Source organism: Holophagales bacterium, assembly GCA_016719485.1.
Lineage (GTDB): Bacteria > Acidobacteriota > Thermoanaerobaculia > UBA5066 > UBA5066 > UBA5066.
Genome location: JADJZB010000021.1, coordinates 118,894 through 141,961 on the forward strand (window position 1 = coordinate 118,894; position 23,068 = coordinate 141,961).

Consider the following 23,068-nt stretch of genomic DNA (forward strand, 5'->3'; position numbering starts at 1 on the left):
ACGACACGGGCACGGCGGGCATGGGCCTTGCTGGGTGCCGAGGGTGATGAAGAAGGAAGACATGCAGACCAGGACCAAGGTGATCTCGCTCTCAGCGCTCGTTCTCGCGGCCGTCGTCTTCGGCATGATCCTCGCCGGAAGCCTCGACTTCACACGGACCGCCGCGGCGGATCCGTCCGCGGCGCCGGCCGCGACGGCGGCAACGCCGGCGCCGCCCGCCCGGACGACGGGAGCCGGCCTCCCGTCCTTCGCCGATATCGCCGAGAGGGTCATGCCGGCGGTCGTCTCGATCCGCTCCACCGACATCATCCCGGCCAGCGAGCGTCGGGGCGGGATGAACCGCTTCTTCGGAGATGGATCGCCGTTCCAGCCGTTCTTCGGTCCCGACCGGCGTCCGAGCGGCGAAGAGGAAGAGGAGCAGCAGCAGCAGTCTGGCGGCACCGGCTTCCTCATCGAGGCCGACGGCTTCGTCCTGACCAACAACCACGTCATCGACGGAGCGGAGAAAGTCGAAGTGACCGTCGGTGAGACGGAGGTCTACAAGGCGAAGGTCGTGGGGCGGGACCCCGCGACGGACCTCGCGCTCCTGAAGATCGAAGGGACGAAGCCGTTTCCGACGCTCGCCATGGGCGATTCGGACCGGATCCGTGTCGGCGAGTGGGTCATGGCCATCGGTGACCCCCTCCAGTTCGAGAAGACGGTCACCGTCGGCGTCGTCTCCGGCAAGGGGCGCGCGCCGCGCCTGTCGGCCGTCACGAGCAACTTCGAAAACCTGATCCAGACCGACGCCGCGATCAACTTCGGCAACTCCGGAGGGCCGCTCGTGAACGTCGCGGGCGAGGTCATCGGCATCAACACGGCCATCTCCCGCATGGCGCAGAACATCGGATTCGCCGTCCCGATCAACATCGCCCGGCGCCTCGTTCCGCAGCTGAAGGAAGGCAAGGTCGTTCGGGGCTTCCTGGGCATCCAGATCGGCCCGATCGAGCCCGAGGTGCAGGAATCGCTCGGTCTCAAGAGCCGTGAAGGCGCGCTCGTCCAGTCGGTGGAGAAGGGGATGCCCGCCGAGAAGGCGGGGCTGCGTCACGAGGACGTCATCGTCCGGGTCGACCAGACGCCGGTCAGGAACAACCGCGACCTGATCGACTACGTCTCCGGCAAGCGTCCCGGGACCAAGGTGACGATCACCTTCATCCGGGGCGGCCAGGAGAAGACGACCGTCGCGACGCTCGAGACGCGCCGCGAGGAAGGCGAGGCCCCCGCGGAGGAGCCGGCAGCGGACGAGAACCGCGAGAAGATCGGGATCTCCGTCGACGACCTCACCCCGGCCCTCCGGAAGCGCTATTCCGTCGGGTCGGAGATCGAAGGCGTGCTCTTGACCCACGTCAAGAACGTCTCGGCCGCCGCCGACGCCGGCCTGCGCGAAGGGGACGTCCTCCAGGAGGTGAACGGCACGCCCGTCACCAGCGTCGCCCAGTTCCGCGCGGAGCTGAAGAAGGCGGGCGACGCCCGCTTCGCCCGCTTCTACGTCCATCGGGCCCTGCCGCGCCCGGCGAACTTCATCGCGGCCGTCCGCCTGAAGGACTGACGCCCTCTTCCAGCCTCGGACAGAAAGGCGCCCCGTGCCGTGAGGCACGGGGCGCTTCCGTGTCAGGCCGCCGCGGGGTCTGAAGGGCTCTGCGGCTCAGGGAAGGGGCGCCACGGGGACGAAGTCGTGCCGGTTCGCGCGGACGACGCGGCCCTGGGCGTCACGGACGACGCGCTCGTAGTACGCGTCGCGCTCGACGGGCTCGCGGCCGGCCGAACGGATCAGCCGCTCCAGGTCGAGCCGCGAGAGCCCCGCCTCGGTCGTGGCGCCTGCGGCGTGGGTGATCGTCTCCTCGGTGACGGTTCCGACGAGGTCGTCGGCGCCGAAGTGGAGTGCCACCGGCGCGAACTTCTCCCCGATCTGGACCCAGTAGGCCTTGACGTGGTCGAGGTTGTCGAGGAGGAGCCGGGCCGCCGCGATGACCCGCAGGTCGAGGAGGCCGCTCGTGGCGGGGAGGTGCGCGAACGGCGTCCCGTCGGGGTGGAACGCGAGCGGGATGAACCCGAGGAACCCGTGCGTCTCGTCCTGCAGCTCGCGGATCCTCACGAGGTGGTCGACGCGCTCCTCGTCCGTTTCGATCGAGCCGTAGAGCATCGTCACGTTCGTCTTCACGCCGTTGACGTGGCAGAGGCGGGCGATGTCGAGCCACGTCTCGCCGTCGATCTTGTTCGTGCAGATGACGTCGCGGACCCTCTTCGCGAAGATCTCCGCCCCGCCACCGGGGCAGGAGTCCATCCCTGCGGCCTTCAGCTCGAGGATCGTCTCGAGGAGGTCCTTCTTCCCCACGCGCGCGATCCAGTCGAGCTCGACCATCGTCCACGCCTTGATGTGGACGCCGGGGAACCGGGCCCTGAGGGCGCGAAGGAGGCCCGTGTAGTAGTCGTAGGGAAGCGAAGGGTGGAGGCCGCCCACGACGTGCAGCTCGGTGATGCCGTCGTGCCAACCGGCCGCCGCCTCGCGGACCGCCTCCTCGATGGCCATCGTGTAGCCGCCCGCGACGCCGGGCTTGCGGGCCCAGGCGCAGAGGCCGCAGTCGACCCAGCAGAGGTTCGTCGGGTTGAGGTAGCGGTTGACGTTGTAGTAGCCGACGTTTCCGTGGCGCCGCTCGCGCTCGCGGTTCGCGAGCGCGGCAACTCCGAGGAGGTCTGGCGTCCGGAAGAGGACGACCCCGTCCTCGAACGACAGCCTTTCTCCCGAGAGCGCCTTCTCGGCCAGCGGGCGGAGGGCGGGGTCGTTCAGCCGGGCGAAGAGCCTCTCGGGGGCCTCGGGCGGGAGCGTGCCGTTCATTCCCTTCGACTCCGCCGGCGCGCCGGCGCCGGATGGGCTCACTCCGGGACGTCCTCCAGCGAGTCGGGCCGCGAGACGAGCGGCGGCAGCTGCTGCTCGGCGACGGCCTTCTGGTGGAGGTCGTCGTGTCGGCCGCCGTAGCGGTCGTAGCAGGAGCGGCAGAAGCGGTACTCGGGGCGGAACGCGTAGTCGACGACCGTTCCGACGGAGAGGAGCTCGGCGGCGTTCTCGCCGCACGAGTCGCACGTTCCGGGCATCTTGAGGAGCTTCCACACGGGTCCGGACATGGCGGGGAGTTTAGCGGACGCCGCGCTCCGGATGGGCGGGGACCGCAACGGCCAGGAAAACGGCCGCGACGAGGGCGATGCCGGCCCCGGCGAGGAAGGCCGTCCCCGAGCCGTAGAGCGTCCAGAGGAGACCGAAGCCGAAGCTCGCGGGGAGCGCCGCGAGGCCGAGGAAACCGTGGAACCAGCCGAAGGCGCGCCCGCGAACGGCGGCCGGGACGAGGTCGGCCACCAGCGCCCGTTCGGCCCCTTCCGAGAGGGCCGCGTGGACCGAATAGACGCCGAGGACCGCGAGGAGGGCAGGCGGCGTCCGGACGAACGCGAAGAGGGCGTAGCAGGCGGCGTAGAGGCTCCAGGCGGCGACAAGGACGCGCTTGCGTCCGAAGCGGTCCGAGAGGCCGCCACCCCAGGTCCCGAGCGCGGCGCGGATCGCGTTCGAGAAGGCCCAGACGAGCGGCACCCCGGCCGCGGGGATGCCGACCTCGCGCGCCTTCAGGAGGAGGAACGAGTCGGACGAGGCGGAGAGCGTGAAGAGGGTGACGGCCGCGACGGCCCGGCGGAACTCCGGCGGGAGAGGTCCCGGGGGAGCGTCGACCCGCGCTGCCCGCGAGGCCTCCGGCCGCGGCTCCTCTTTCACCGCGAGGACGAGGACGAGGAGGGCGAGCGCGGCCGGCACGGCCGAGAGGGCGAGGACGGTCCGAAGCGGAAGGGCGAGGAGCCCGAGGAGCGCGGCGGCGAGGAGCGGCCCGGCCACGGCGCCCGCGTTGTCCATCGCGCGGTGGAGGCCGTAGGCCGCCCCGCGCTTCTGGGGAGGTGTGACCTGGGCGATGAGCGCGTCGCGCGGGGCGGAGCGGACACCCTTGCCGATCCGGTCGACGAAGCGGACGAGGAGGACGTGGGGCCAGGCCGTGGCGAGGGCGATGAGGGGACGGACGATCGAGGAGAGGCCGTAGCCGGCGACGACGAGCGGTTTTCTCCTCGGGGAGCGGTCGGACAGGCGCCCCGAGACGACCTTTACCGCGGCAGCCGTCGCCTCGGCAATCCCCTCGATGAGCCCCAGCGTCGCGGCCGGCGCCCCCGGAATCGTGGCGAGAAGGACCGGCAGGAGAGGGAAGATCATCTCGGACGAGGCGTCCGTCAGAAAGGAGACGGCTCCGAGCGCCACGACCGTCCGCGGCAGGCGGGAGGGAGAATGCGGGACGGTGGCTCTTCTCTCCACGACGGCCTTCATTCTCAGGGTCGATGCCCTCTCCGAAAAGGACGTCGCGCTGACGCTCCTGACGCGCGACGGGGGCGTCGTCCGTGCCGCCCTGCGCGGGGCGCGGCGACGGTTCCGGCGCGGGGCGCTCATCGAGCTCCTGACGGAGGTCTCGGTGACGCTCTTCCAGAAAGAGGGGAGCGACCTGGCGCGCGCCGACGGCCTGGAACTCGTGCGGAGCGCCTTCGGCCTGGCGTCACGCGCGGAAACGGCGATGCTCCTTCCCTACCTCGCCGAGAGCCTCTCGACGTTCCTCCCCGAGGCGGAGGAGGCGCCCGAGGCGTACCGGCTCGTCCGCCACGTCCTCGACGCCCTCGAGGAGGGAGCGCCGGCCGACCTCGCAGCGCGCTACTTCGAAGCCTGGCTCCTCCGCCTCTCCGGCGTCCTCCCGGGCGGAACCGAGTGTGCCGGCTGCGGGCGGGACCTCTCGACGGGTGGAGCCCGATTCGACCCCGAGCTGCCAGGGCTCGTGGGGAACGAGTGCGCCCCCCCGGGCGCGGTGCCGGTCGCCGGGGCTGCCCTCCGGCTCCTGGCCGACGTGAGGCGATCCCGGCTCGACGAGCTCGCCCGGCGGAATGCGGGCGACACCGCATCCCTCCGGGCTCTGGAAGAGCTCCTCCGCGAGGTGCGCCGCCGCTTCCTGGGGCACGAGCTGAAGAGCCACCGTTTCCTCGAGACCCTCGCCGGCGGTTCGTGACGCCGGGCGCGCCGCCCTGCTAACCTTCGCCGCTGCCTCGATTTCCGCGCGTTCCCGACGGGAGAGACGATGGACTTCCAGACGCTGATCCTGAAACTTTCCGAGTACTGGGCCTCCCGGGGCTGCCTCATCGAGCAGCCGTACGACACGGAGGTGGGCGCGGGGACGATGCACCCGGCCACGTTCCTCCGCGTTCTCGGGCCCGAGCCCTGGCGCTGCGCCTACGTCCAGCCCTCCAGGCGGCCCGCGGACGGACGCTACGGGGAGAACCCGTTTCGCCTCGTGAAGCACTACCAGTTCCAGGTCGTCATCAAGCCGTCGCCCGACGACATCCAGGACCTCTACGTCGACAGCCTGCGGGCGATCGGCATCGAGCCGGCCGACCACGACCTGCGCTTCGAGGAGGACAACTGGGAGTCGCCGACGCTCGGCGCGTGGGGCGTGGGCTGGCAGGTTCTCCTCGACGGGATGGAGATCACCCAGTTCACCTACTTCCAGCAGGCGGGCGGCATCGACCTCGCTCCCTGCACGGCCGAGATCACCTACGGTCTCGAGCGGCTGACGATGTTCCTCACGCGGACGCGGAACGTCTTCGACATCGAGTGGGCTCCCGGCGTGAAGTACGGCGAGGTCCGCAAGCAGGACGAGTACGAGGTCTCGAAGTACGGGTTCGAGGTGGCCGACACGGCGCTCCTGACGCAGCTCTTCGAGCAGTACGAGGGGGAGTCGCGGAAGTGCCTCGCGGCCGGGCTCGTCGTACCCGCCTACGAGAACGCCCTGAAGTGCTCGCACACGTTCAACCTCCTCGATGCCCGGGGCGCCGTCTCGGCAACCGAGCGCGTCGGCGTCATCAAGAGGGTTCGTGATCTCGCCGTGGGCTGCGCGAAGGGTTGGGTCGCGTCCCGGGAGGGCCTGGGCCACCCGCTCCTCCCGAAGGAACCGCCCGCACCGGACGCGCCCGTCCTCGAGGCCGAGGAGGCCTGACATGTCTGAACTCCTTCTGGAAATCCTGGCCGAGGAGATTCCCGCGGGTGTCCTCTCCCAGGCGCGCAACGACCTCCTCCGCGGTCTCGCGGAGGCTCTCGCCGCCGAGCGGATCGAGGGAACCTTCTTCACTCATTCCACCAGCCGCCGGCTCGTCCTCTTCTCCCTCGACCTGCCCGAGATGCAGGACGACCACGAGGTGGAAGCCGTCGGACCGTCCATCAAGGTCGCTTTCGACGCCGACGGGAAGCCGACGCGGGCCGCCGAGGGTTTCGCCCGCGGGCAGGGCGTCTCCGTCGAGGCGCTTCGGGTCGTCTCCACTCCGAAGGGCGAGTACGTCTCCGTCCGCAAGGTCGTCGAGGGACGCCTCACGTCCGAGATCCTCGCCGAGGCGATCCCGGCCGTCGTCGCGAAGATGTCGTTCCCCCGCATGATGCGCTGGGGGGACGGCCGGCAGACCTGGATCCGCCCGGTGCACTCCGTCATCTGCCTCCTCGACGGCCTCGTCGTGCCGTTCTCGCTCTTCGGGGTGGAGACGGGCCGGACGACCTTCGGGCACCGGACCCTCGCACCGGGGCGGCTCGTCGTCGTCGGCGTCGACGACTACCTCGCGAAGCTGAGGGCGGCGTTCGTCGAGACCGACTACGGCATCCGGCGCCGGACCCTCGTGGAGAAGGCCCAGTCGCTCGCCGCCGAGGTGGGCTGCTCCGCCGTGGACGACGCGTCCCTCCTCGACACCATGGCGCACCTCGTCGAGTGGCCGGGCCTGATCCGCGGCTCGTTCGACGCGGCGTACCTCGAGCTCCCGGAGGAGATCCTCGTCACGGCCATGCGCGAGCACCAGAAGGTCCTGCCGACCCGCGACGGGTCGGGAGCGCTCGCGCCGCACTTCTTCGCCGTCGCCGACCACACGGGCGACCCGAAGGGGCACATCGTCCGTGGCAACGAGTGGGTCCTCAACGCCCGCTTCGCCGACGCCCGCTTCTTCTGGGACGACGACGGGAAGGTCCCGCTCGAGGAACGGGTCCCGCGCCTCGCACGCCTCTCCTTCCAGGAAAAGCTCGGCGACACGCTCCGGAAGACGGAGCGGGTCGAGGCGCTCGCCGAGCACCTCGCGGTCGGTCTCGGCCTCCCGGACCTGGTCCCCGAGGCGACGCGCGCGGCGCGCCTCGCCCGCGCCGACCTCGTCACCGACATGGTCCGGGAGTTCCCGGACCTGCAGGGGGTCGTGGGCGGCCTCTACGCGCGGCGCGATGGCGAAAGCGAGAGCGTCTGGCAGGCCGTCTACGACCACTACCTGCCGGCGGGTGCCGACGATGCCCTGCCGCGCGACGAGGTGGGGCGCGTCGTCGCCCTGGCCGACCGGCTCGACACCCTCGCGGGCTTCTTCGCGCTCGGCCTCGTCCCGACCGGGTCGCGGGACCCGTACGCCCTCCGCCGCGCCGCGCTCGGGGTCGTGAGGGTCCTTCTCGAGGGAGGGCTCCGGCTCGACCTCCCGTCCGCGATCGCCGCGGCCCGCAGGCTTCACGACGTGGCCGGGGCGACGGCCGAGGACGTGGCGGCGTCCCTCCACCCGTTCCTCCTCGAGAGGCTCCGCTTCCTCCTCGAGCGCCGGGGCTTCAGGCACGACGAGATCGAATCGGTCCTCACGACCGACTGTCCCGACCTCACCGACGCCGCCGAGCGGGTCGCCGCCGTGGCCGCCGTCCGGAAGCAGGCCGACTTCGGCCCGCTCGCGGCCTCCTTCAAGAGGGTCCAGAACATCCTGACGCAGGCGGGAGCGCCCGCCGGGGGCGAGCTCGACCCCGCACTCATGTCCGACGATTCCGAGCGCCAGCTCGCGAGCGACTTCTACCAGGCCCGGGGGATCCTCGACGAGCTCATCGTGGCCCGGCGCTACAAGGAGGCCCTCGCCGTCATGGCCTCCCTCGGCCCGAGCCTCGACCGCTTCTTCGTCGGCGTCATGGTCCTCGTCGACGACGAGGCGGTCCGTGCGAACCGCCTCTCGCTCCTCGCGGCGATGCGGGACCAGTTCTTCCGGGTGGCGCGCCTGAGCGAGATCCAGGCGTAGGTCCGGATCTCCACTCCCGTCCTCGTCGCGCCGCCGCCCTGGCGGCGCAACGCGGACGCACGAAGCGCGAACGCCGTCCGTTCGTCGCCGGCCTCGGAGCCTCGGAGCCTCGGGAGCCACACGCGCCACGGCCCACGCTGCTCCCGAGTCCGCGCTAACGCAGTATCCTCGCCGCTCGAGGAGGACTTCCGATGAACCTTTCGAGGCGATCCTGCGCCGCCCTCACCTTCGCCTTCGCCTTCGCCTTTGCCTCCGGCCCGGCCGCCGCGAAGGAGCTGGCCGGCGCGACGATGCCCGACTCCGTGACGGTCGCTGGAAAGACCCTCAAGCTGAACGGCATGGGCCTTCGCAAGAAGGCGATGTTCAAGGTCTACGTCGGGGGCCTCTACCTCGAGGCGCCGGCCTCGAATGCCTCGGCCATCCTCGCCTCCGACGCGCCGAAGGCGCTGAAGATGCACTTCCTCCGGAGCGTCGACAGGGAGAAGCTCGTCGAGACCTTCCAGGAGGGCTTCACGGCGAACTCGCCGCAGAAGGCTCCGGCGCAGAAGGCCGGGATCGACAAGCTCCTCGCGACCGTCACCGACGTCAAGGACGGCTCGGTGACGACCTACACCTACGCCCCCGGCACGGGCACCGTCGTCAACCGCGACGGCAAGGACGTGGCCACGATCGAGGGGAAGGAATTCGCCGAAGTGCTCTTCTCCCTCTGGCTCGGGCCGAAGCCCCCGTCGGAGGACCTGCAGAAGGGACTCCTGGGCCGCTGAGACGTCGGCGGGAAGATTCGGGGCGGGGCGGGTACACTCCCGCCCCGACTATGAATCTGCCTGAGCTCTCGTCGCTCCTGTCCGAAAAGAAGCTCGACGTCGTCGAGAATGCCGTCAAGGATGCCCTTCTCGACTCCGAGGCCAACGGCGAGCTGCTCCTGGCCGCCTTCCGCGGGCTGGCCCGCGCCTCCGGACAGAAGGGACGTCTCCAGAACCTCGCCACCCTCGCCGACGCAACGCTGAAGGGGCCCGGCACCTCCCCCGAAGCGAACCGCCTGAGGTGGGCGCTCCTGAAGGAGGCGGTCCGCGCCGGGGCGACGCCCTCGACGCAGGACGGTTTCCACAAGCACTTCGAGGAGGCGATCCGGGCGGCCTATCCCGACTCGCCCTCGCTCACGACGCTCCTCGGGCGGTTCCGGTTCCGGGAGGCGAAGGAGCCCGTCGACGGGCTGGCGCGGATGGAGCGGGCGGAGAAGTGGCTCCCGTTCGAGGTCGGCCGCTGCTTCTTCATGGCGGGCCGCGGGGCGGGGAAGGTCGTCGAGATGAACTTCGCCCTCGATGCCGTCCGCGTCGACTTCGAGAAGTCGGTCGGCGTCTCCATCCCGATCGGCGTCGCCGCCAAGAGCCTGACGCCGCTTCCGGAGGGGCACTTCCTCCACGACAAGCTGACGTCGCGCGAAGCGCTGAGCGCGGTCGTCCTGTCCGATCCGCCCGAGGGCCTCCGCCGGCTCCTCGACTCGTTCGGAAGGCCGCTCCCGCTGGCCGACGTGAAGGAGGCCGTCGCGGGCCTCGTCGCAGAGGAGCGCTGGACGTCCTGGTGGACGGCCGCGCGCAAGAACGCGCACGTCGTCCTGCACGGCTCGGGCAAGACCGCCACGGTGGAGTGGACGCACACGACCGAGGCCGCGGACGCCGCCATCCTCGCGAAGTTCGAGAAGGCCCACACTCCCGAGGCGCGCCTGGACTTCTACCGCAAGAACGCGAAGCGTGATGCCGCGCTCGCCTCCCGCATGGCGATGCGGCTCGCGGAAGACGCGCGGGCGGTCCGGGCCGGGAACGCCCCCCTCGCCTACGAGCTCGCCGTGGCCGCCGAGAAGGTCGAAGGGGTCTCCCTCGGCTTCACCCCGGAGGAGCTGGTCCCCGACTCCCCCCTCCCGATGCTCGGCCACATCGAGGATCGCCTCACCCGCGAGCGGTTCATCGAGGGCCTGCTCTCCTCGCGCCCCCAGGACGGGCCGAGGCTCGTGGCGGAGTGGTTCTTCCGCGAGGAGGACGCCCGGACGCTCGACCTGATCGACCGCCGGCTCGCCGAGGTCGACCCTCCGACCCGCGAGGCGACGCTCGACAAGCTCCTGAAGTCGCCCCGGAGCGGGCCCAAGGCATTCCTCTGGTTCGGACTGCGCGCCGCCCAGGACGAGTCCTTCCGTGCCCGCCTCACGCCGACCGTCCTCGGCCGGCTCCTCGACGCCGCCTCGTGGGAGGACCTCGGGGGCGGCCGCGCGAAGATCCGGGAGCTGTTCGACCGGACCGGAATGGCCGCGGCGTGGCTCGTGAAGCAGGCGACGCTCGAGGACGCGCAGCAGTTCCTCCAGGCGCTCGACCGGCACAACGACCTCGAGCCGCACCGCCGGGCGGCCCTCTTCTCGGCCGCCGAGATGCGCTTTCCCGACCTGCGCAAGGGGGGAGACGAGAACTTCTTCGTGACGGAGGAGGCCCTCGAAGGGAAGAAGAAGGAGCTCGAGAAGCTCGTCCACGAGGACATCCCCGAGAACACGAAGGGCCTCGCGCTGGCCCGCGCCGAAGGCGACCTCTCGGAGAACTTCGAGTACCAGGCCCGCAAGCAGCGCCAGCAGGACCTCGACGTGCGCGTCGCGCGCCTCCAGGAAGAGCTCCGCAAGGCCCGCGTCCTCGACCCGGCCACCGTCGACCTCTCCGAGGTGAGGCCCGGCACCCGCGTCACGCTCCGGCTCCTGGGCGGGACGCGGGCCGTGACCCTTCTCGGCCCGTGGGACTCCCGGCCCGAAGCCGACGTCTATTCCTACCTCGCCGACGTCTCGAAGGGGCTCCTCGGGAGGAAGGTCGGTGACCGCGTGTCGTTCCTCGGCGACCAGGGGCTCATCGAGTCGATCGAGGTCTGGAAGAAGGGCTGATCGGGAGGCCGGCTCAGGCCCGGCCGGGATCGGGCGGGGCGCGCCGCGCGGCGGGGTCGAGGGCTGGCGGGGCCCTTCCGGTCGGGGATGGCGGGGGCACGCCTTCTTCTCCGGCGTGTCGCAGAGCATCTCCACGACTTCAGGGGTCGCGTTCATCGTCGAGGCGAGGACGTAGCACTGTCCCTCGAGAGCGTAGGTCTGGCTGACGGCCCAGGTCGCCTCGCGGCCGAGCGCGTACGACTGCTCCCGGTAGAGCGCGAGGGCAGGCCAGCTGGCGGTGTGGATCTGCTCGTTCTGAGCGTACATCGCGTACTTCAGTAGGGGCTGGAGATGCTCCCAGCAGTTGAGGGCGCCGAGGCGGCCGATCCGGGTGTCGACGACCTTCAGGTGCGTCCCGTCCCCCTCGCCGAAGACGGAGCGTTCGGCGAGCGTCGGCTTCAGCTTGCGGCGGACGATGAGCGGCTCCCCCTCAGGCGAGATCAGCATCTGGCCCATGAAGAGGCTTCCGCCGAAGCGCTCGGCGTAGCCCATGCAGACGTGGATGCCGTTCTCGCGCCGCCCGGCGGAGCGCCAGGTCCTGCTCGCCTCCGACGACGAGCGCGTTGTCGCGATAGGAGGGCATGTGTAGCAGCGCCTCGATCGGCGCGTTCAGCCACGTGAAGAGCGGGTAGCCGGGAATCCAGACCTCGGGAAACGCGACGAGCCTCGCGCCGTTTCTGCGGCCTCCTCGACGAGGCGGATCCCCTTCTCGACGGTCCTGTCGAGGTCGAAGTAGACGGGGGCCGCCTGCACGCAGGCCACCCTGACGTTCGATCTCTTCTTCATGACGAGCTCCTTCTGCGGTTCGTGATCGGGGAAGGGGAGCCGGTCCTCAGGCGCCGCACGCGCGGCGCAGGAGGGAATCGGCGATGCGGGAGGCCACCGGCCTGGCGTGGTCGACGAGGAAGGCGCCCCGGGCCTCGGTGAGCCCCTGCGAGCGCAGTTCGCCGACGAGGAGAACGGAGACCTCTTCGATGAGGTCGGTGGCCCGGGAAGAGGGTGCGGCGACGAGCTCCGCAAGGAGGCTGCGAACCGCCGGACCGGGTGGGGGCAGCCCTTCCAGGGCGCGGTGGGCCCACTTTTGAAACGGGCGGAAGCGTCGCGCGAGAAGGAAGGTGATCGCGAGCGCTGCGTCGAGAAAGCCGGCGAGGGCGAGAGACGCTGCGACCGCCTCGCCGCGGCAGAGGGAGCGCTCCCAGTTGTACTGGCCCGACTGACCCGCGGCGTGGAGGCGGCGGGAGAGCTTCGCGAGGCGAAGGTCCTCGGGGTAGAAGGCGAGGAGGTCGCGCCGGATCGCCGAGAAGTGGCCGGGAGAGTCGGCGAAGAGCTCTCCGTTCGTCGCGGCGCAGAGGCCGGCCTCGGGTACTCCGCGCCACTCGTCGAGCGTCCGCGGCGCACGGGACAGTCCGAGGAAGCGGCGGTAGAAGGTCCCGGTCTCGTGGACTCCGCGCCTCCCCGGCCCTCGGCCGTGTGGAGAAGGGAGCGCGGGGGAGGCGGCAGCGACTCGAGGAGCGCGACGAGCGACTCGCCGTGCGCGGCGAAGTCGGAGGCGGAGAGCCAGAGGCAGGGGGACGGGTCGAAGTCGTGGTCGCGGGAGAGGTCGTCGTCGAAGCCGAAGCACTCGGAGCCCTCGCCGACGAGGCCGGCCGCGGTCCGCGGGAGGAGGTCCGGAACGCGCGTGGCGACGGCCGGCGCGACGACGCCATCCCAGTGGGAGCGCGAGATCTCGAGGCCCTTCACGCGGAGAGTCGCCGCGCCCGGGCGTACGATCCCCGGCCGTGAGAAGAGAGATCCAGGACGCCCTCGAGCTCGGCCGGGCAGACCGCTGGGACGAGGCGATCGCGAAGCTGAAGCGCGTCGTCGACGAGGAGCCGACGGCCGACCACTGGGCGTACCTCGGGACGACGTACCGTTCGTGCAGCCGTTGGGACGAAGCCGACGAGGCCTACGGGAGGGCGCTCGCGCTGGACCGGTGTCACGTGGGGGCCCTCTGGGGCCTCGGCCTCTCGCGGGGGATGCAGGGAGACACGGCGGGGGCCGCGGAAGATGCTCGGGCGGGCCGTCGCGGTGGCGCCGCGCTTCGCCCCGCCGCGTTTCCAGCTCGCCCTCACGCTCCTCGAGCTCGGCGACACGGAGGCGGCCCTCGCGCACGCCGCGGCCGTGCGCGACCTCGACGGGCGGTACGCGGCGAAGCTCGACGCGATCCTGGGCGAGCGGGGACTCCTTCCCGGCTGACATCAGATCGCGTCCGGGACCTTCGCCCGCTCCTTCGCCTCGACCTCCTCGAGCGTCCCCTTCGCGAGCCGCCGGAAGAGAGTCTCGTACCGCTCCCGGGCGAGGTTCCGGCCCGCCTCGCGGGCGGCGAGGGTGTCGCGGTAGAGGAGCATGATCGTCGGGTCCGAGAGCGTGCCGAGCTCGCACGCGAGGGCCCGCGCGAAGTCGGAGAGCGCGCCGCGGAACGTGAACGGGAAGCCCTCCGTCAGCTCCGCCATCCACGCCGTCTCGATCGCGACGATCCGCGGCACGAAGGCATTCGAGGGCGGGGCCGGCGCGGCCTCTTCCATCCGGGAGTGCTTCTCGCCGACGAGGTTCCGGCCGGCGAGACGGGCCACCCGCAGCTCGCCGAGGTAGGTGCGGAGAGTGTCGGGCGAGAGGGCGGAGAGCGTGATCTCCCGCATCGTCCGGTAGCCGCCGGGGCGTTCCTGGCAGAGCTCGGGCCGGCCGGCGATCGCCTCCATCATCATTTCCCACTCGTGCTGGACGATCTCCTCGACGAGCGCTTCGGGACCGGGCACAGGCGGGAGCGTCACGAGGCGCCTCCCGCCTCGAGGGCAGCCCTCTCCCGCCCCCCCGCCTCGACCTCGGCGATCGTCCCCTTCCCGAGCCTGCGGAAGAGGTTTTCGTACCGCTCGCGGACGAGGTTCCGGCCGCTCTCGCGGGCCGCGAGGACGTCGCGGTAGAGGAGCGTCAGTGTCGAGTCGGAGTACGTCTCCAGCTCGCACGCCTCGTAACGCGCGAAGTACGCCATCGAGGCCTGGAACGTGGCGGGGAAGTCCGCACAGAGCTCCCTCATCCACTCCAGCTCGATCGCGACGATCCGGGGGATGAGCGGGCACTCCGAGACGGGGGAGATCTTCTCCTCCATGCGGGCGTACTTCTCGGTGACGAGGTTCCGGCCCTCGGCGAAGGCGTTCCTCAGGTCGCCGAGGTACGAGGCAAGCGTGTCCCGCGAGAGGACGGAGTGGCTCATCTCGCGCATCGCGCGAAACGTGCCGGGCCGCTCCTGGCAGAGCGAGCGGCCGTCCGAGACGACCGCCTTCATCATGTCCCACTCGCGCTCGACGATTTCTTCGACGAGGGTGTCGCGTTCCGGAAGGGAGATCGCGGGCATCTGGTTCCTCCGTCGCGGCGCGCGCCGCGGTCAGGCGTCGGGGTTGGGCGTCTCGCCGAGGGCCTCGAGGAGCCGCGAGGCGGCGAGGTCGACGGGCTCGAGCGCGCGGAGCGCACCCACGAGCTGGTAGTAGGCGGAGCGGACGTCGTCGGCGATCGCGTTCGCGTCGATGCCGCCGGAGCAGAGCCCCTTCTGGCAATCGAGGGCCTCGCGGTCGAGGACGAGCGCCGCGACCAGACGTTTCACCGTCGGTGCAGTTCTCATCTTCGCTTTCCCGAGGGCCCAGTCCGCCCGAGGCCAAGGTAGGGCGCGAATCGGCGATCCGCAAGTCCTTTCGGCGGTGTCGCCTGGCGTGACAGGGGGTGTCACGTCCGGAGACACGCGCCGAGGGCCAGAGCTCGCAAAGGCGGCGGCCCGCTCGCGGAGCGGGAGGTGCGTCAGGTTTAGTGATCACGAAATGGCGAGGGGGACGGGGACGGTGGGGCGTGCACGTGTCACGGACGGAGACATGGGGACCGGGCGAGAGCTGTATTCGCCGGGAGACGTCAACCCGCCTGCGTACAGACACTTGGCCGGTCCTGGCGGACGGGCGAAGGAGGTGGCAACACCCTTGCGATGGGGGAAGCGAAACGAAACTGGACCCAGTCGGCCCAGACAGCCCAACCGGAAGCAGCGAAGAATCAGGAGGGTTTCGATGCCGAAGAAACTGAAGGAAGTACTGGCGGACGCCGGCGTCTCGATGGAGAACGAGGCCGGGGGTCACGCCCCCAAGAGCCTCACCGACCGGGAGGTCAAGAAGGCGCCGCACCCGCGCGTCGAGAAGCTGCGGGACGTCTTCATGCAGACGCTCTCGTCGGCCAACAACGAGTTCCCGTACTGGTACACGCGCGAGTACTTCCTGCACGACAACGAGATCCCGGTCGTGCGCCGCGCGATGGCCCTGAAGGCCGCCTTCTCGCACACGACGCCCGTGATCTTCCCGGGCGAGCTCCTCGTCATGCACAAGGCGCCGTTCTTCCGCGGCTCCTTCCCGATGCCGTGGCTCTCCGAGGGCTTCTACATGGCCAAGGAGGACGAGCTCTACCAGGATGCGCTGAAGCGCGGCTCCACGTCGGTCGACGAGCACTCCAAGTTCGGCCAGGGCGGCGGCAACGTCGTCAAGAGCTTCGGCAAGGTCGTCAGCGTCGCCGGCAAATTCGGCGTGAGGCAGGAAGAGATCCCCGCCCTCCTCAAGATCGCACGCTCGTGGGTCGGGAAGTCCGTCGACGACCTCGGCCACAAGTACGAGACGATGGTCCCCGGCTACGAGACCAAGGAAGCGATCATGCGGAACATCGTCTGCATGTTCGACTCCGGCTACACGCTCCCGCAGGGGCGCGAGGTCATCAACTACTACTACCCGCTCCACCTCGGGTTCGACGGCATCATCGCCCTCGCGAAGGAGATGAAGGCCAAGGTCGCCGGCCGCGCCGACGGCGACGGCCTCACCGGTATGAACCGCCTCTACAACTACGAGGCGGTCATCATCGCGACCGAAGGCCTCCAGGCCTGGGTCCGCAACTACGCCAAGGAAGCGCGCCGCCTCGAGTCGATCGAGAAGGACGCCGTCCAGAAGGCCGAGTACAAGGGAATCGCCGAGCGCCTCGAGTGGCTCGAGCACAACGCCCCCCGGACCTTCATCGAAGCCTTCCAGATGATCGAGACGATGCACCTGGCCGTCCTGAACGAGGACGCCATCTCGGGGATGTCCCCGGGCCGCATCGCCCAGGTCCTCTTCCCCTGGTTCGACCAGGACATCAAGGCGGGCCGGATCACCGAGGACGAGGTCGTCGAGCTCCTCGAGCTCGACCGCGTCGTGAAGACCTCCATCGACTGCTTCGCCTCGGCGGGCGTCGTCGGCGGCGTCCTCTCCGGCAACACGTTCAACACCGTGTCGTGCGGCGGCCTCCAGAAGAACGGGAACCACGCCTGCAACCGGCTCGAGTACCTCCTCCTCGAGGCGGGTATGCGGAACGTGATGCCGCAATCGACCCTCGCGGTCCTCTACGACGAGAAGCTCCCCGAGGACTACCTGCTGCTCGCCACCGAGTGCATCAAGACCGGCGGCGGCTACCCGGCGTTCATGAACAACCAGGTCGGCATGGAGTTCCTCAAGCACCACTACGGCCCCGAGGGGATGGACATCGAGGACGCGCGCGCCTGGGCGATCGGCGGCTGCCTCGAGAGCTCGGCCTGCACCTGGAAGCCGATCACGCTGAACGGGACGACCTACTGGATCCCGGGCGGCGCCGGCCAGCCGACCTCCGTCGGCGTCCACTTCATCTCGATGCCGAAGATCCTCGAGCTGACGCTGTGGGACGGCGTCGACCAGCGGACCGGCGAGCGCGTCTTCAAGGCGCACGGCAGGAAGCTCGAGACGTTCGACGAGCTCTTCGCCCAGTTCAAGCTCTACTGGCAGGAAGCCGTCCACATCCTGGACCTGACGAACAACATCCAGCACGACATCTGGCGCAAGAACAACATGGCGGTCATCAACTCGTACATGAAGCCCGACTGCCTCGACAAGGGCCACCTCATCAACGAGCTCGGCTACCGCTACAACGCGACCTACAACGTCGAATCCGCCGGGACGATCACGATGATCAACTCGATGGCGGCCCTCAAGAAGATCGTCTACGACGACAGGAAGGTCTCCCTCGACGAGTACCGGACGGCGATGAAGGACAACTTCGGCTTCAAGACGGCGAAGGAAGTCAACTCCTTCTCGCTCGCCGACCAGGAGAAGCGCGAGGACGGCCCCGGCAAGTGGGACAAGCTCCACTTCATGGCGCTGCAGGCGCCGAAGTACGGCAACGACGACGCGTACGTCGACAACATCCTCCTCGAGTGGGAAAACTTCTTCTGCAAGGACTGCTACAACTACGAGTCGCTCAACGCCAAGCCGCTCTACGCGTGCCAGATCTCGGTCTCCACGCACGGCGCCATGGGCTCGGCGACGATCGCGACCGCCGACGGCCGCCTCGCGGGGACGACGTTCGCCGACGCTTCGCTGTCGGCCTTCCCGGGCACGGACCGCAACGGCCCGTACGCGCTCCTGAACTCCGCCGCGATCTGGGACCACAGCATGTCGCAGAACTCCCAGCTCAACATCAAGATCCACCCGAGCGCGATCCAGGGCGACGAGGGCGCGAAGAAGCTCCTCGACCTCACCCGGGCCTACATGCGCAAGGGCGGCTTCCACGTCCAGTACAACATCGTCGACTCCAAGGTCCTCAAGGACGCCCAGAAGAACCCGCAGAACTACCGTGACCTGATGGTCCGCGTCGCCGGGTTCACGCAGTACTGGGTCGAGATCGGCAAGCCGGTCCAGGACGAGCTCATCGCCCGGACCGAGTACGAGGGGGTTTGAAATGGAAATGCTGCACCACCGCGACTGCCGCAACTTCGCCGCGGTCGACGTCGCCAAGGGAATCTGCCACCGCACGAAGAACATGGTCCCGGCCGACGGGGACCGCTGCGAAGAGTGCGTCGCCACGCCGAAGTGCAAGGGCTGCCGCAACTTCACCGCCGACGCGAAGATCGTGGAGATGGGGGTCTGCGAGGCCTCGACCGCCACGCCGAAGTTCTTCGCCTACCCCGACATGGTCGCCCTGACCTGCGAGATGTTCCGCGAGCAGTAATCTCAAACTGACGGACCGGGCCGGGGGCGCCGCGTGGCGTCCCCGGCCCCTCGTCCGTGTCAGCCTCCGGCGGGACGGGTTTCGGGGCCGGAGAGAGACGAAAAGAGAGAGCGCATGGAAGACAGGAAAGCCATCCTCTACGGCCGCCTGGTGGTCTTCGCCTCCTGGCTGGCCGTCTTCTGTCTCTTCGGATATCGCGCGACGTTCGCGATCCTGAAGGGACCCATCGGCGTGACGATGGGCTGGTCCACGGCCCAGGTCACCCTCGGCTACTCGCTGATGATGGTCGTCTACGCCGTGACGGCGTACTTCTCCGGGATGATCCTCGACAAGTGGGGGACGAAGCCCGTCTACGCGATCGCCGCCGTCTTCGGCGGCCTCGGCTTCATCCTGACGTCGATGATCAACGTCCACGCGGCGTACCTCTTCACGTTCGGCGTCCTCGGCGGCATCGCCACCGGCATGCTCTGGGTCACGTCGACGGTCTCGGTCCGCAAGTGGTACGTCGGCAAGTCGTACGCGACGATGTGGGGCTTCGCCTTCGCGGGCGCCCCGATGGCGCAGTTCGTCCTCGCCCAGGTCGTCAAGCCCAAGCTCGGCGCCGCCCAGAAGGGGCTCGACGAGGCGGTCAAGGCGATCCTGCCGAACGCGGACGCCCTCCAGGGCAAGGAGCTCGCCACGGCGATCGCCGGCAAGCTCAAGGAGCCCGGGACCCTCGAGATCCCGGCGGTCAGGGACGCGCTCGCGACCCTCACCGCCGCCTGGCGCGGCGAGATGATGGTCCTCGGGGTCATCGTCTTCGCAGCCCTCGTCCTCGCCGTCATCGTCGCCAAGCAGTCCCCCGACTCCTACGGCATGAAGCCGTTCGGCGGGATGCCGGCTCCCGCGGGCGGAGCGGCTCCGGCCGCCGAGTACGACTGGGGCGTCGGCGAGGCGTTCTCGAAGTACGCGATCTGGGCCGCGATCCTCACGTTCCTCACGTCGATGATGGCCGAGTTCCTCATCTGGACGCAGGTCGTCAGCTACTGGACGCAGGACGTCGGCTTCAGCCTCGCCAAGGCCACGCAGACCTACGCCGTCATCGGCCTCATCGGCATCTTCTCGATGCCGATCATGGGCAAGATCGCGGACAAGGTCGTCGCGGTCATGGGGAACGAGGTCAAGGGGCGCAAGGCGATGCTCATGGTCGGCCCGGGCACGGGCGTCCTCGCCTGCCTCTTCCTCCTCGGCACGAAGCAGAGCGACGTCTTCGCCTACGTCGCCTGCTTCATCTTCGCGGTCTACTGGGCGATCGTCCCCGGCGGCGTCGTCGGGTACACGGGCGCCATCTACGGCCGCAAGACCCTCGGCAAGATCTGGGGCCTCGCCACGATGATCGTCATGGGCATCGGGCCGTTCCTCGGCTCGTTCATCGGCGGCTGGCTGAAGGACGTCTCCGGCAGCTACACCTACTCGATCTACTACGCGCTCGGCTCCTTCGTCCTCTCGATCGTCCTCGCGACGACGCTCCCGCTCAAGGCGGAGCCGAAGGTCCGCGTGCCGGTCGGCGCGGCGGTCGCGCCCGGACGCGCGAGCTGACCCGGTATTCCCCGGGGCCTCCCGCCGCGGCCCGGCGGCGGGAGGCCCTCTTCTCCGGCCGGGCACGGGGCAGGCGGGGATCTCCCCGCGGGAGCGGAGGACGCCATGGCAAACGGTGATACCAGGGGACTGGTCTTCGACGTCCAGGGCCATTCGGTCCACGACGGGCCGGGGACGCGGACGACGGTGTTCCTCGCCGGCTGCCCGCTGTCCTGCGTCTGGTGCTGCAACCCCGAGGGGCTCTTCCGCAAGCCCGTCGTCGTCCGCCGCGAGGTCAAGTGCAAGCACTGCGGCCGCTGCGTCGAGGCCTGCCCGCACCACGCCATCACCGTGAACGAGGCGGGCTCGGCGACGTTCGACCGGGCCTTCTGCGACGTCTGCACCACGCACGAGTGCGTCGAGAACTGCTACCACGAGGCGCTCGAGGTGAGCGGAAAGTGGATGACCGTGGACGACCTCATGGCGGTCTTCAAGAGGGACCGGCAGTTCTGGGGGAGCCGCGGCGGCGTGACCTTCAGCGGAGGCGAGCCGCTCCTGCAGCGGGAGTTCATCCTGGAGATGCTCCGGCGCTGCCGGGAGGCCCGCCTCCACACCTGCATCGAGACGACGGCAAGCGTCTCGCAGAACTACTTCTTCGAGGCGCTCGAGCACGTGGACTGGGTGTTCGTCGACATCAAGCAGATGGACCCGGCGAGGCACAAGGAGCTGACCGGAGTCTCGAACGACCTCGTCCTCGGCAACATCCGGGCCCTGGCCGCCTCGGACTGGCCGGGGTTCGTCGTCGTGAGGATCCCCGTCATCCCCGGCTGCAACGACTCCGAGGAGAACATCCGGGCGACGGCGAAGTTCGTGAAGGACGCCGGCCTCGAGGTCATCAACCTCCTGCCGTTCCACCGCCTGGGCGAGTCGAAGTACCGCCAGCTCGGCCAGAACTATGCCTTCGAGAACCACCCCGGCACGCCCGTCGAGGCCCTCGCCCCGCTCAAGGAGATCGTCGAGGCCGAGGGGCTGACCTGCTACACGGGCTGGAAGACCCCCTTCTGAGCGTCCCCGGCCGGAGCCTTTCGGACCAGGGAAGCCGAACCGGGATTGAGGAAACGAGGAATCCGATGACGATGCGAATCACCGCCCTGGCCTGCGCGGCGCTGATCCTCGCGCCCGGCGCCCGGGCCGAAGAAGCGAAGCCCGCGCCGAAGCCCGAGCCCCTGGAAGATCACCTGGGAGGTCGGCGCCGAGGAGCGCGTCCGGTCCGAGGCGCTGAACAACACCTTCGACGGCAGCGACGCCACCGAAGACCACCGCCTCTGGTACCGCTTCCGGACCCGCGCCTGGGCGAAGGCGACGATCGGGACGAAGGGAGAGGTCTTCGTCGGGCTCAACAACGAGAGCCGCAAGACGGTCCACCCCGACACGGAGTTCAAGTGGGACGAGGTCATCTTCGAGACGGCCTATGTCGACTGGAAGATCGACCCGTCGGTCTCCGTCCGCGTGGGGCGGCAGAACCTGATGAAGGGCGAGGGCTTCGTCCTTTTCGACGGGACTTCCGGAGACGGCTCGCGGACGGCGTACTTCAACGCCGCCGACGTGACGTTCGGCTGGAAGAAGTCGAAGGTCGAGCTCATCGGCATCTCCGACCCCGCGAAGGACTGGTATCTCCCGGTCATCAACAACAAGGACAAGCTCCTCCAGGAGTGGGACGAGGCGGCCGTCGGCCTCTACTACACGGGTCGCGACCTCCCGAAGACGGCGATCGACGGGTATCTGTTCTGGAAGAGCGAGAAGGACGACCGCCGCGCGCCGACGCACGCGCAGTTCCAGCCCGACCGGCAGCTCGGCATCCTCGGCGGGCGCGCCGTCCAGCAGCTTCCCGAGGGGTTCTCCCTGACTGCGGAAGCGGCCTTCGAGGCCGGGAGCGAGAAGCCGAAGCCGGGAACCGCGGGCGGGAACAAGGACATCTCGGCCTGGGGCGGCTACGCCTACGCGAAGAAGACCTTCCCGGTGTCGTGGAAACCGTCGATCCAGGTCGGGTGGGTCGGGATGTCGGGCGACGACCCGGGGACCTCCAAGGTGGAAGGGTGGGACCCGCTCTTCTCGCGCTGGCCGAAGTGGAGCGAGCTCTACATCTACAGCCAGGTCCCGGAAAAGGGCGTCGCCTACTGGACGAACCTCTCCATGTGGCAGGCCGAGGTCCTCGCGAGCCCGGCGAAGTTCCTGGGCCTCCGGGGGACGTACTACTACATGAACGCCCTCGAGAACTTCAACGGGAGCCCGAAGGTCTTCGGCAAGGGAAAGAAGCGGGGCGAGATGCTCCAGGCCCGGGCCGACGTCACCTTCTCGAAGGCGCTCAAGGGCCACGTCCTCTACGAGTACCTGAAGCCCGGCGACTTCTACATCGGGCGCGACTCGGCCTACTTCCTCAGGTTCGAGCTCATCTACAGCTTCAAGAAGATCTTCTGCGAATCACCTGGTGATGGCCGTGCCCGGCCCCGCGGCGCCCCCCGGCTTTCCGCCGTCCCCCGCGCCCGGGCACGGTCGTCCCTTTCCCGATGCTCCCTATAATGCCGGCAGGAGGGCCGCCGCCGCGGCGCCCGACCCCCTGAGAACGGTTCGATACGCCCCCGCTGAATTCCCGCCCCTCTCCCCGGGAAGCACCGTGGCTGGAGCTCTCGCCCAGGCGCTCCGCCAGGGGCGTTCGCTGATTCCGGCCGTCGACGGGGAAGGGCGGGTCACCGGCGTCTTCGACCTTCCCGGGTTCCTCGCCCGACTCTCCCCGAGGGGCCGTGCCGACCTCGACGGCTCCGTCTCGCCGGTCCTCGAGAAGGCGCCCGCCGTCGTGGCGCCCGGCCACGAGGACACCTGGGCCCGCGACGGGATTTCGGAAAGTGCGGTCGTCGTCGACGAGGGCGGCCGATACGTCGGGATCCTCTTCCGGGACGAAGAGGCCGCGCCGCCTTCCCGCCGCGACCGCGTGGACGCGTGGCTTCCGCCAGCTCGCCGAGGGGGTCCTGGCGGAAACGTCTCCTACATGGTCGCGGTGGCGGACGTGGACGGCCGTGTCCTTCTCGCCAGCAACGAGATGAGGAGCTTCTTCGGAAACGCGCTGAAGGGGGACGCCCCCGTCCTTCGCCGCCTCTTTCCGCCCCGGACGCTCGGCCCCTCCGCGACCTCCGGGCGGCAGGCGCCCCGCATCCACCAGCACCGGGACCGGCTCCTCCTCGTCTTCGGCTTTCCCGCTCGTCGTCGAAGGCGCCCTGCGGTACGTCACGCTCGCCATCCACGACGTCTCGGCGCTCGTGG

At 69.6% G+C, this 23,068-nt stretch carries 20 protein-coding genes and 1 pseudogene; 12 read left to right on the forward strand and 9 right to left on the reverse strand.

Translation table 11 applies throughout. From position 1 onward, the window contains the following. Positions 1–61 precede the first annotated feature (61 nt). Positions 62–1,588: a Do family serine endopeptidase gene (locus tag IPN03_12440; protein MBK9374505.1), complete on the forward strand. Its 1,527-nt coding sequence runs from the start codon at positions 62–64 to the stop codon at positions 1,586–1,588. Positions 1,589–1,684: 96 nt separating this feature from the next. On the opposite strand, the gene mqnE is transcribed toward IPN03_12440, so the two are convergent. From mqnE to IPN03_12455, 3 genes are read right to left on the reverse strand one after another with little or no spacing between them, the layout of a single operon-like run. After that, the gene (gene mqnE / locus IPN03_12445; GenBank protein ID MBK9374506.1) at positions 1,685–2,875 is read right to left on the reverse strand and encodes an aminofutalosine synthase MqnE; all 1,191 of its coding nucleotides are present in this window, start codon (positions 2,873–2,875) and stop codon (positions 1,685–1,687) included. Positions 2,876–2,913: 38 nt separating this feature from the next. Beyond that, the gene (locus IPN03_12450) at positions 2,914–3,162 is read right to left on the reverse strand and encodes a hypothetical protein (GenBank protein ID MBK9374507.1); all 249 of its coding nucleotides are present in this window, start codon (positions 3,160–3,162) and stop codon (positions 2,914–2,916) included. A gap of 10 nt (positions 3,163–3,172) precedes the next feature. Then, on the reverse strand, positions 3,173–4,390 hold the full coding sequence (locus tag IPN03_12455; protein MBK9374508.1) for an MFS transporter: 1,218 nt from the start codon (positions 4,388–4,390) through the stop codon (positions 3,173–3,175). Here IPN03_12455 and recO point away from each other — a divergent pair. The 5 genes from recO to IPN03_12480 all read left to right on the forward strand — a co-directional run bounded on the left by recO (position 4,362) and on the right by IPN03_12480 (position 11,083). After that, on the forward strand, positions 4,362–5,114 hold the full coding sequence (gene recO, locus IPN03_12460) for a DNA repair protein RecO (GenBank protein MBK9374509.1): 753 nt from the start codon (positions 4,362–4,364) through the stop codon (positions 5,112–5,114). The genes IPN03_12455 and recO overlap by 29 nt on opposite strands. Positions 5,115–5,183: 69 nt before the next feature. After that, positions 5,184–6,098, forward strand: a complete 915-nt coding sequence (glyQ, locus tag IPN03_12465; protein ID MBK9374510.1) for a glycine--tRNA ligase subunit alpha — start codon at positions 5,184–5,186, stop codon at positions 6,096–6,098. A gap of 1 nt (position 6,099) precedes the next feature. Further along, positions 6,100–8,169 carry a glycine--tRNA ligase subunit beta gene (locus IPN03_12470; GenBank protein ID MBK9374511.1) on the forward strand — a complete coding sequence of 690 codons (2,070 nt, stop codon included), beginning with the start codon at positions 6,100–6,102 and terminating at the stop codon, positions 8,167–8,169. 191 nt (positions 8,170–8,360) lie between these two features. Next, on the forward strand, positions 8,361–8,933 hold the full coding sequence (locus IPN03_12475) for a chalcone isomerase family protein (protein MBK9374512.1): 573 nt from the start codon (positions 8,361–8,363) through the stop codon (positions 8,931–8,933). A gap of 50 nt (positions 8,934–8,983) precedes the next feature. After that, positions 8,984–11,083, forward strand: coding sequence for a GreA/GreB family elongation factor (locus IPN03_12480; GenBank protein MBK9374513.1), 2,100 nt, complete (start codon positions 8,984–8,986; stop codon positions 11,081–11,083). A 132-nt stretch (positions 11,084–11,215) separates the two neighbouring features. Here IPN03_12480 and IPN03_12485 read toward each other — a convergent pair. The 3 genes and pseudogenes from IPN03_12485 to IPN03_12495 all read right to left on the reverse strand — a co-directional run bounded on the left by IPN03_12485 (position 11,216) and on the right by IPN03_12495 (position 12,743). Further along, positions 11,216–11,614: pseudogene (locus IPN03_12485) on the reverse strand (carbon-nitrogen hydrolase family protein). 117 nt (positions 11,615–11,731) lie between these two features. Continuing rightward, the gene (locus IPN03_12490) at positions 11,732–11,908 is read right to left on the reverse strand and encodes a hypothetical protein (protein MBK9374514.1); all 177 of its coding nucleotides are present in this window, start codon (positions 11,906–11,908) and stop codon (positions 11,732–11,734) included. A gap of 46 nt (positions 11,909–11,954) precedes the next feature. After that, the gene (locus tag IPN03_12495; GenBank protein MBK9374515.1) at positions 11,955–12,743 is read right to left on the reverse strand and encodes a DUF4037 domain-containing protein; all 789 of its coding nucleotides are present in this window, start codon (positions 12,741–12,743) and stop codon (positions 11,955–11,957) included. A 425-nt stretch (positions 12,744–13,168) separates the two neighbouring features. Between IPN03_12495 and IPN03_12500 the strand changes: the two genes are divergently transcribed. Further along, the gene (locus IPN03_12500; protein MBK9374516.1) at positions 13,169–13,357 is read left to right on the forward strand and encodes a hypothetical protein; all 189 of its coding nucleotides are present in this window, start codon (positions 13,169–13,171) and stop codon (positions 13,355–13,357) included. A 2-nt stretch (positions 13,358–13,359) separates the two neighbouring features. On the opposite strand, the gene IPN03_12505 is transcribed toward IPN03_12500, so the two are convergent. Genes IPN03_12505 through IPN03_12515 form a run of 3 tightly spaced genes read right to left on the reverse strand, consistent with a single transcriptional unit; the run spans position 13,360 to position 14,777 of the window. Beyond that, complete coding sequence (locus tag IPN03_12505; GenBank protein MBK9374517.1) at positions 13,360–13,932, reverse strand: DUF4125 family protein; 573 nt, start codon at positions 13,930–13,932, stop codon at positions 13,360–13,362. Continuing rightward, entirely contained in the window at positions 13,929–14,513 is a 585-nt protein-coding gene (locus IPN03_12510; GenBank protein ID MBK9374518.1) for a DUF4125 family protein, read from the reverse strand. The genes IPN03_12505 and IPN03_12510 overlap by 4 nt, the downstream gene beginning before the upstream one ends. Before the next feature lie 30 nt (positions 14,514–14,543). Then, on the reverse strand, positions 14,544–14,777 hold the full coding sequence (locus tag IPN03_12515; GenBank protein MBK9374519.1) for a hypothetical protein: 234 nt from the start codon (positions 14,775–14,777) through the stop codon (positions 14,544–14,546). 430 nt (positions 14,778–15,207) lie between these two features. Here IPN03_12515 and hpdB point away from each other — a divergent pair, with 430 nt between their 5' ends. The 5 genes from hpdB to IPN03_12540 all read left to right on the forward strand — a co-directional run bounded on the left by hpdB (position 15,208) and on the right by IPN03_12540 (position 22,330). Next, positions 15,208–17,922 carry a 4-hydroxyphenylacetate decarboxylase large subunit gene (gene hpdB, locus IPN03_12520; protein MBK9374520.1) on the forward strand — a complete coding sequence of 905 codons (2,715 nt, stop codon included), beginning with the start codon at positions 15,208–15,210 and terminating at the stop codon, positions 17,920–17,922. A gap of 1 nt (position 17,923) precedes the next feature. Further along, entirely contained in the window at positions 17,924–18,193 is a 270-nt protein-coding gene (hpdC, locus tag IPN03_12525; GenBank protein MBK9374521.1) for a 4-hydroxyphenylacetate decarboxylase small subunit, read from the forward strand. A gap of 525 nt (positions 18,194–18,718) precedes the next feature. Next, on the forward strand, positions 18,719–19,771 hold the full coding sequence (locus IPN03_12530; GenBank protein ID MBK9374522.1) for an MFS transporter: 1,053 nt from the start codon (positions 18,719–18,721) through the stop codon (positions 19,769–19,771). A gap of 105 nt (positions 19,772–19,876) precedes the next feature. Next, the gene (locus IPN03_12535) at positions 19,877–20,815 is read left to right on the forward strand and encodes a glycyl-radical enzyme activating protein (protein ID MBK9374523.1); all 939 of its coding nucleotides are present in this window, start codon (positions 19,877–19,879) and stop codon (positions 20,813–20,815) included. A gap of 168 nt (positions 20,816–20,983) precedes the next feature. Then, on the forward strand, positions 20,984–22,330 hold the full coding sequence (locus IPN03_12540; protein ID MBK9374524.1) for an alginate export family protein: 1,347 nt from the start codon (positions 20,984–20,986) through the stop codon (positions 22,328–22,330). Positions 22,331–23,068: the final 738 nt, after the last annotated feature.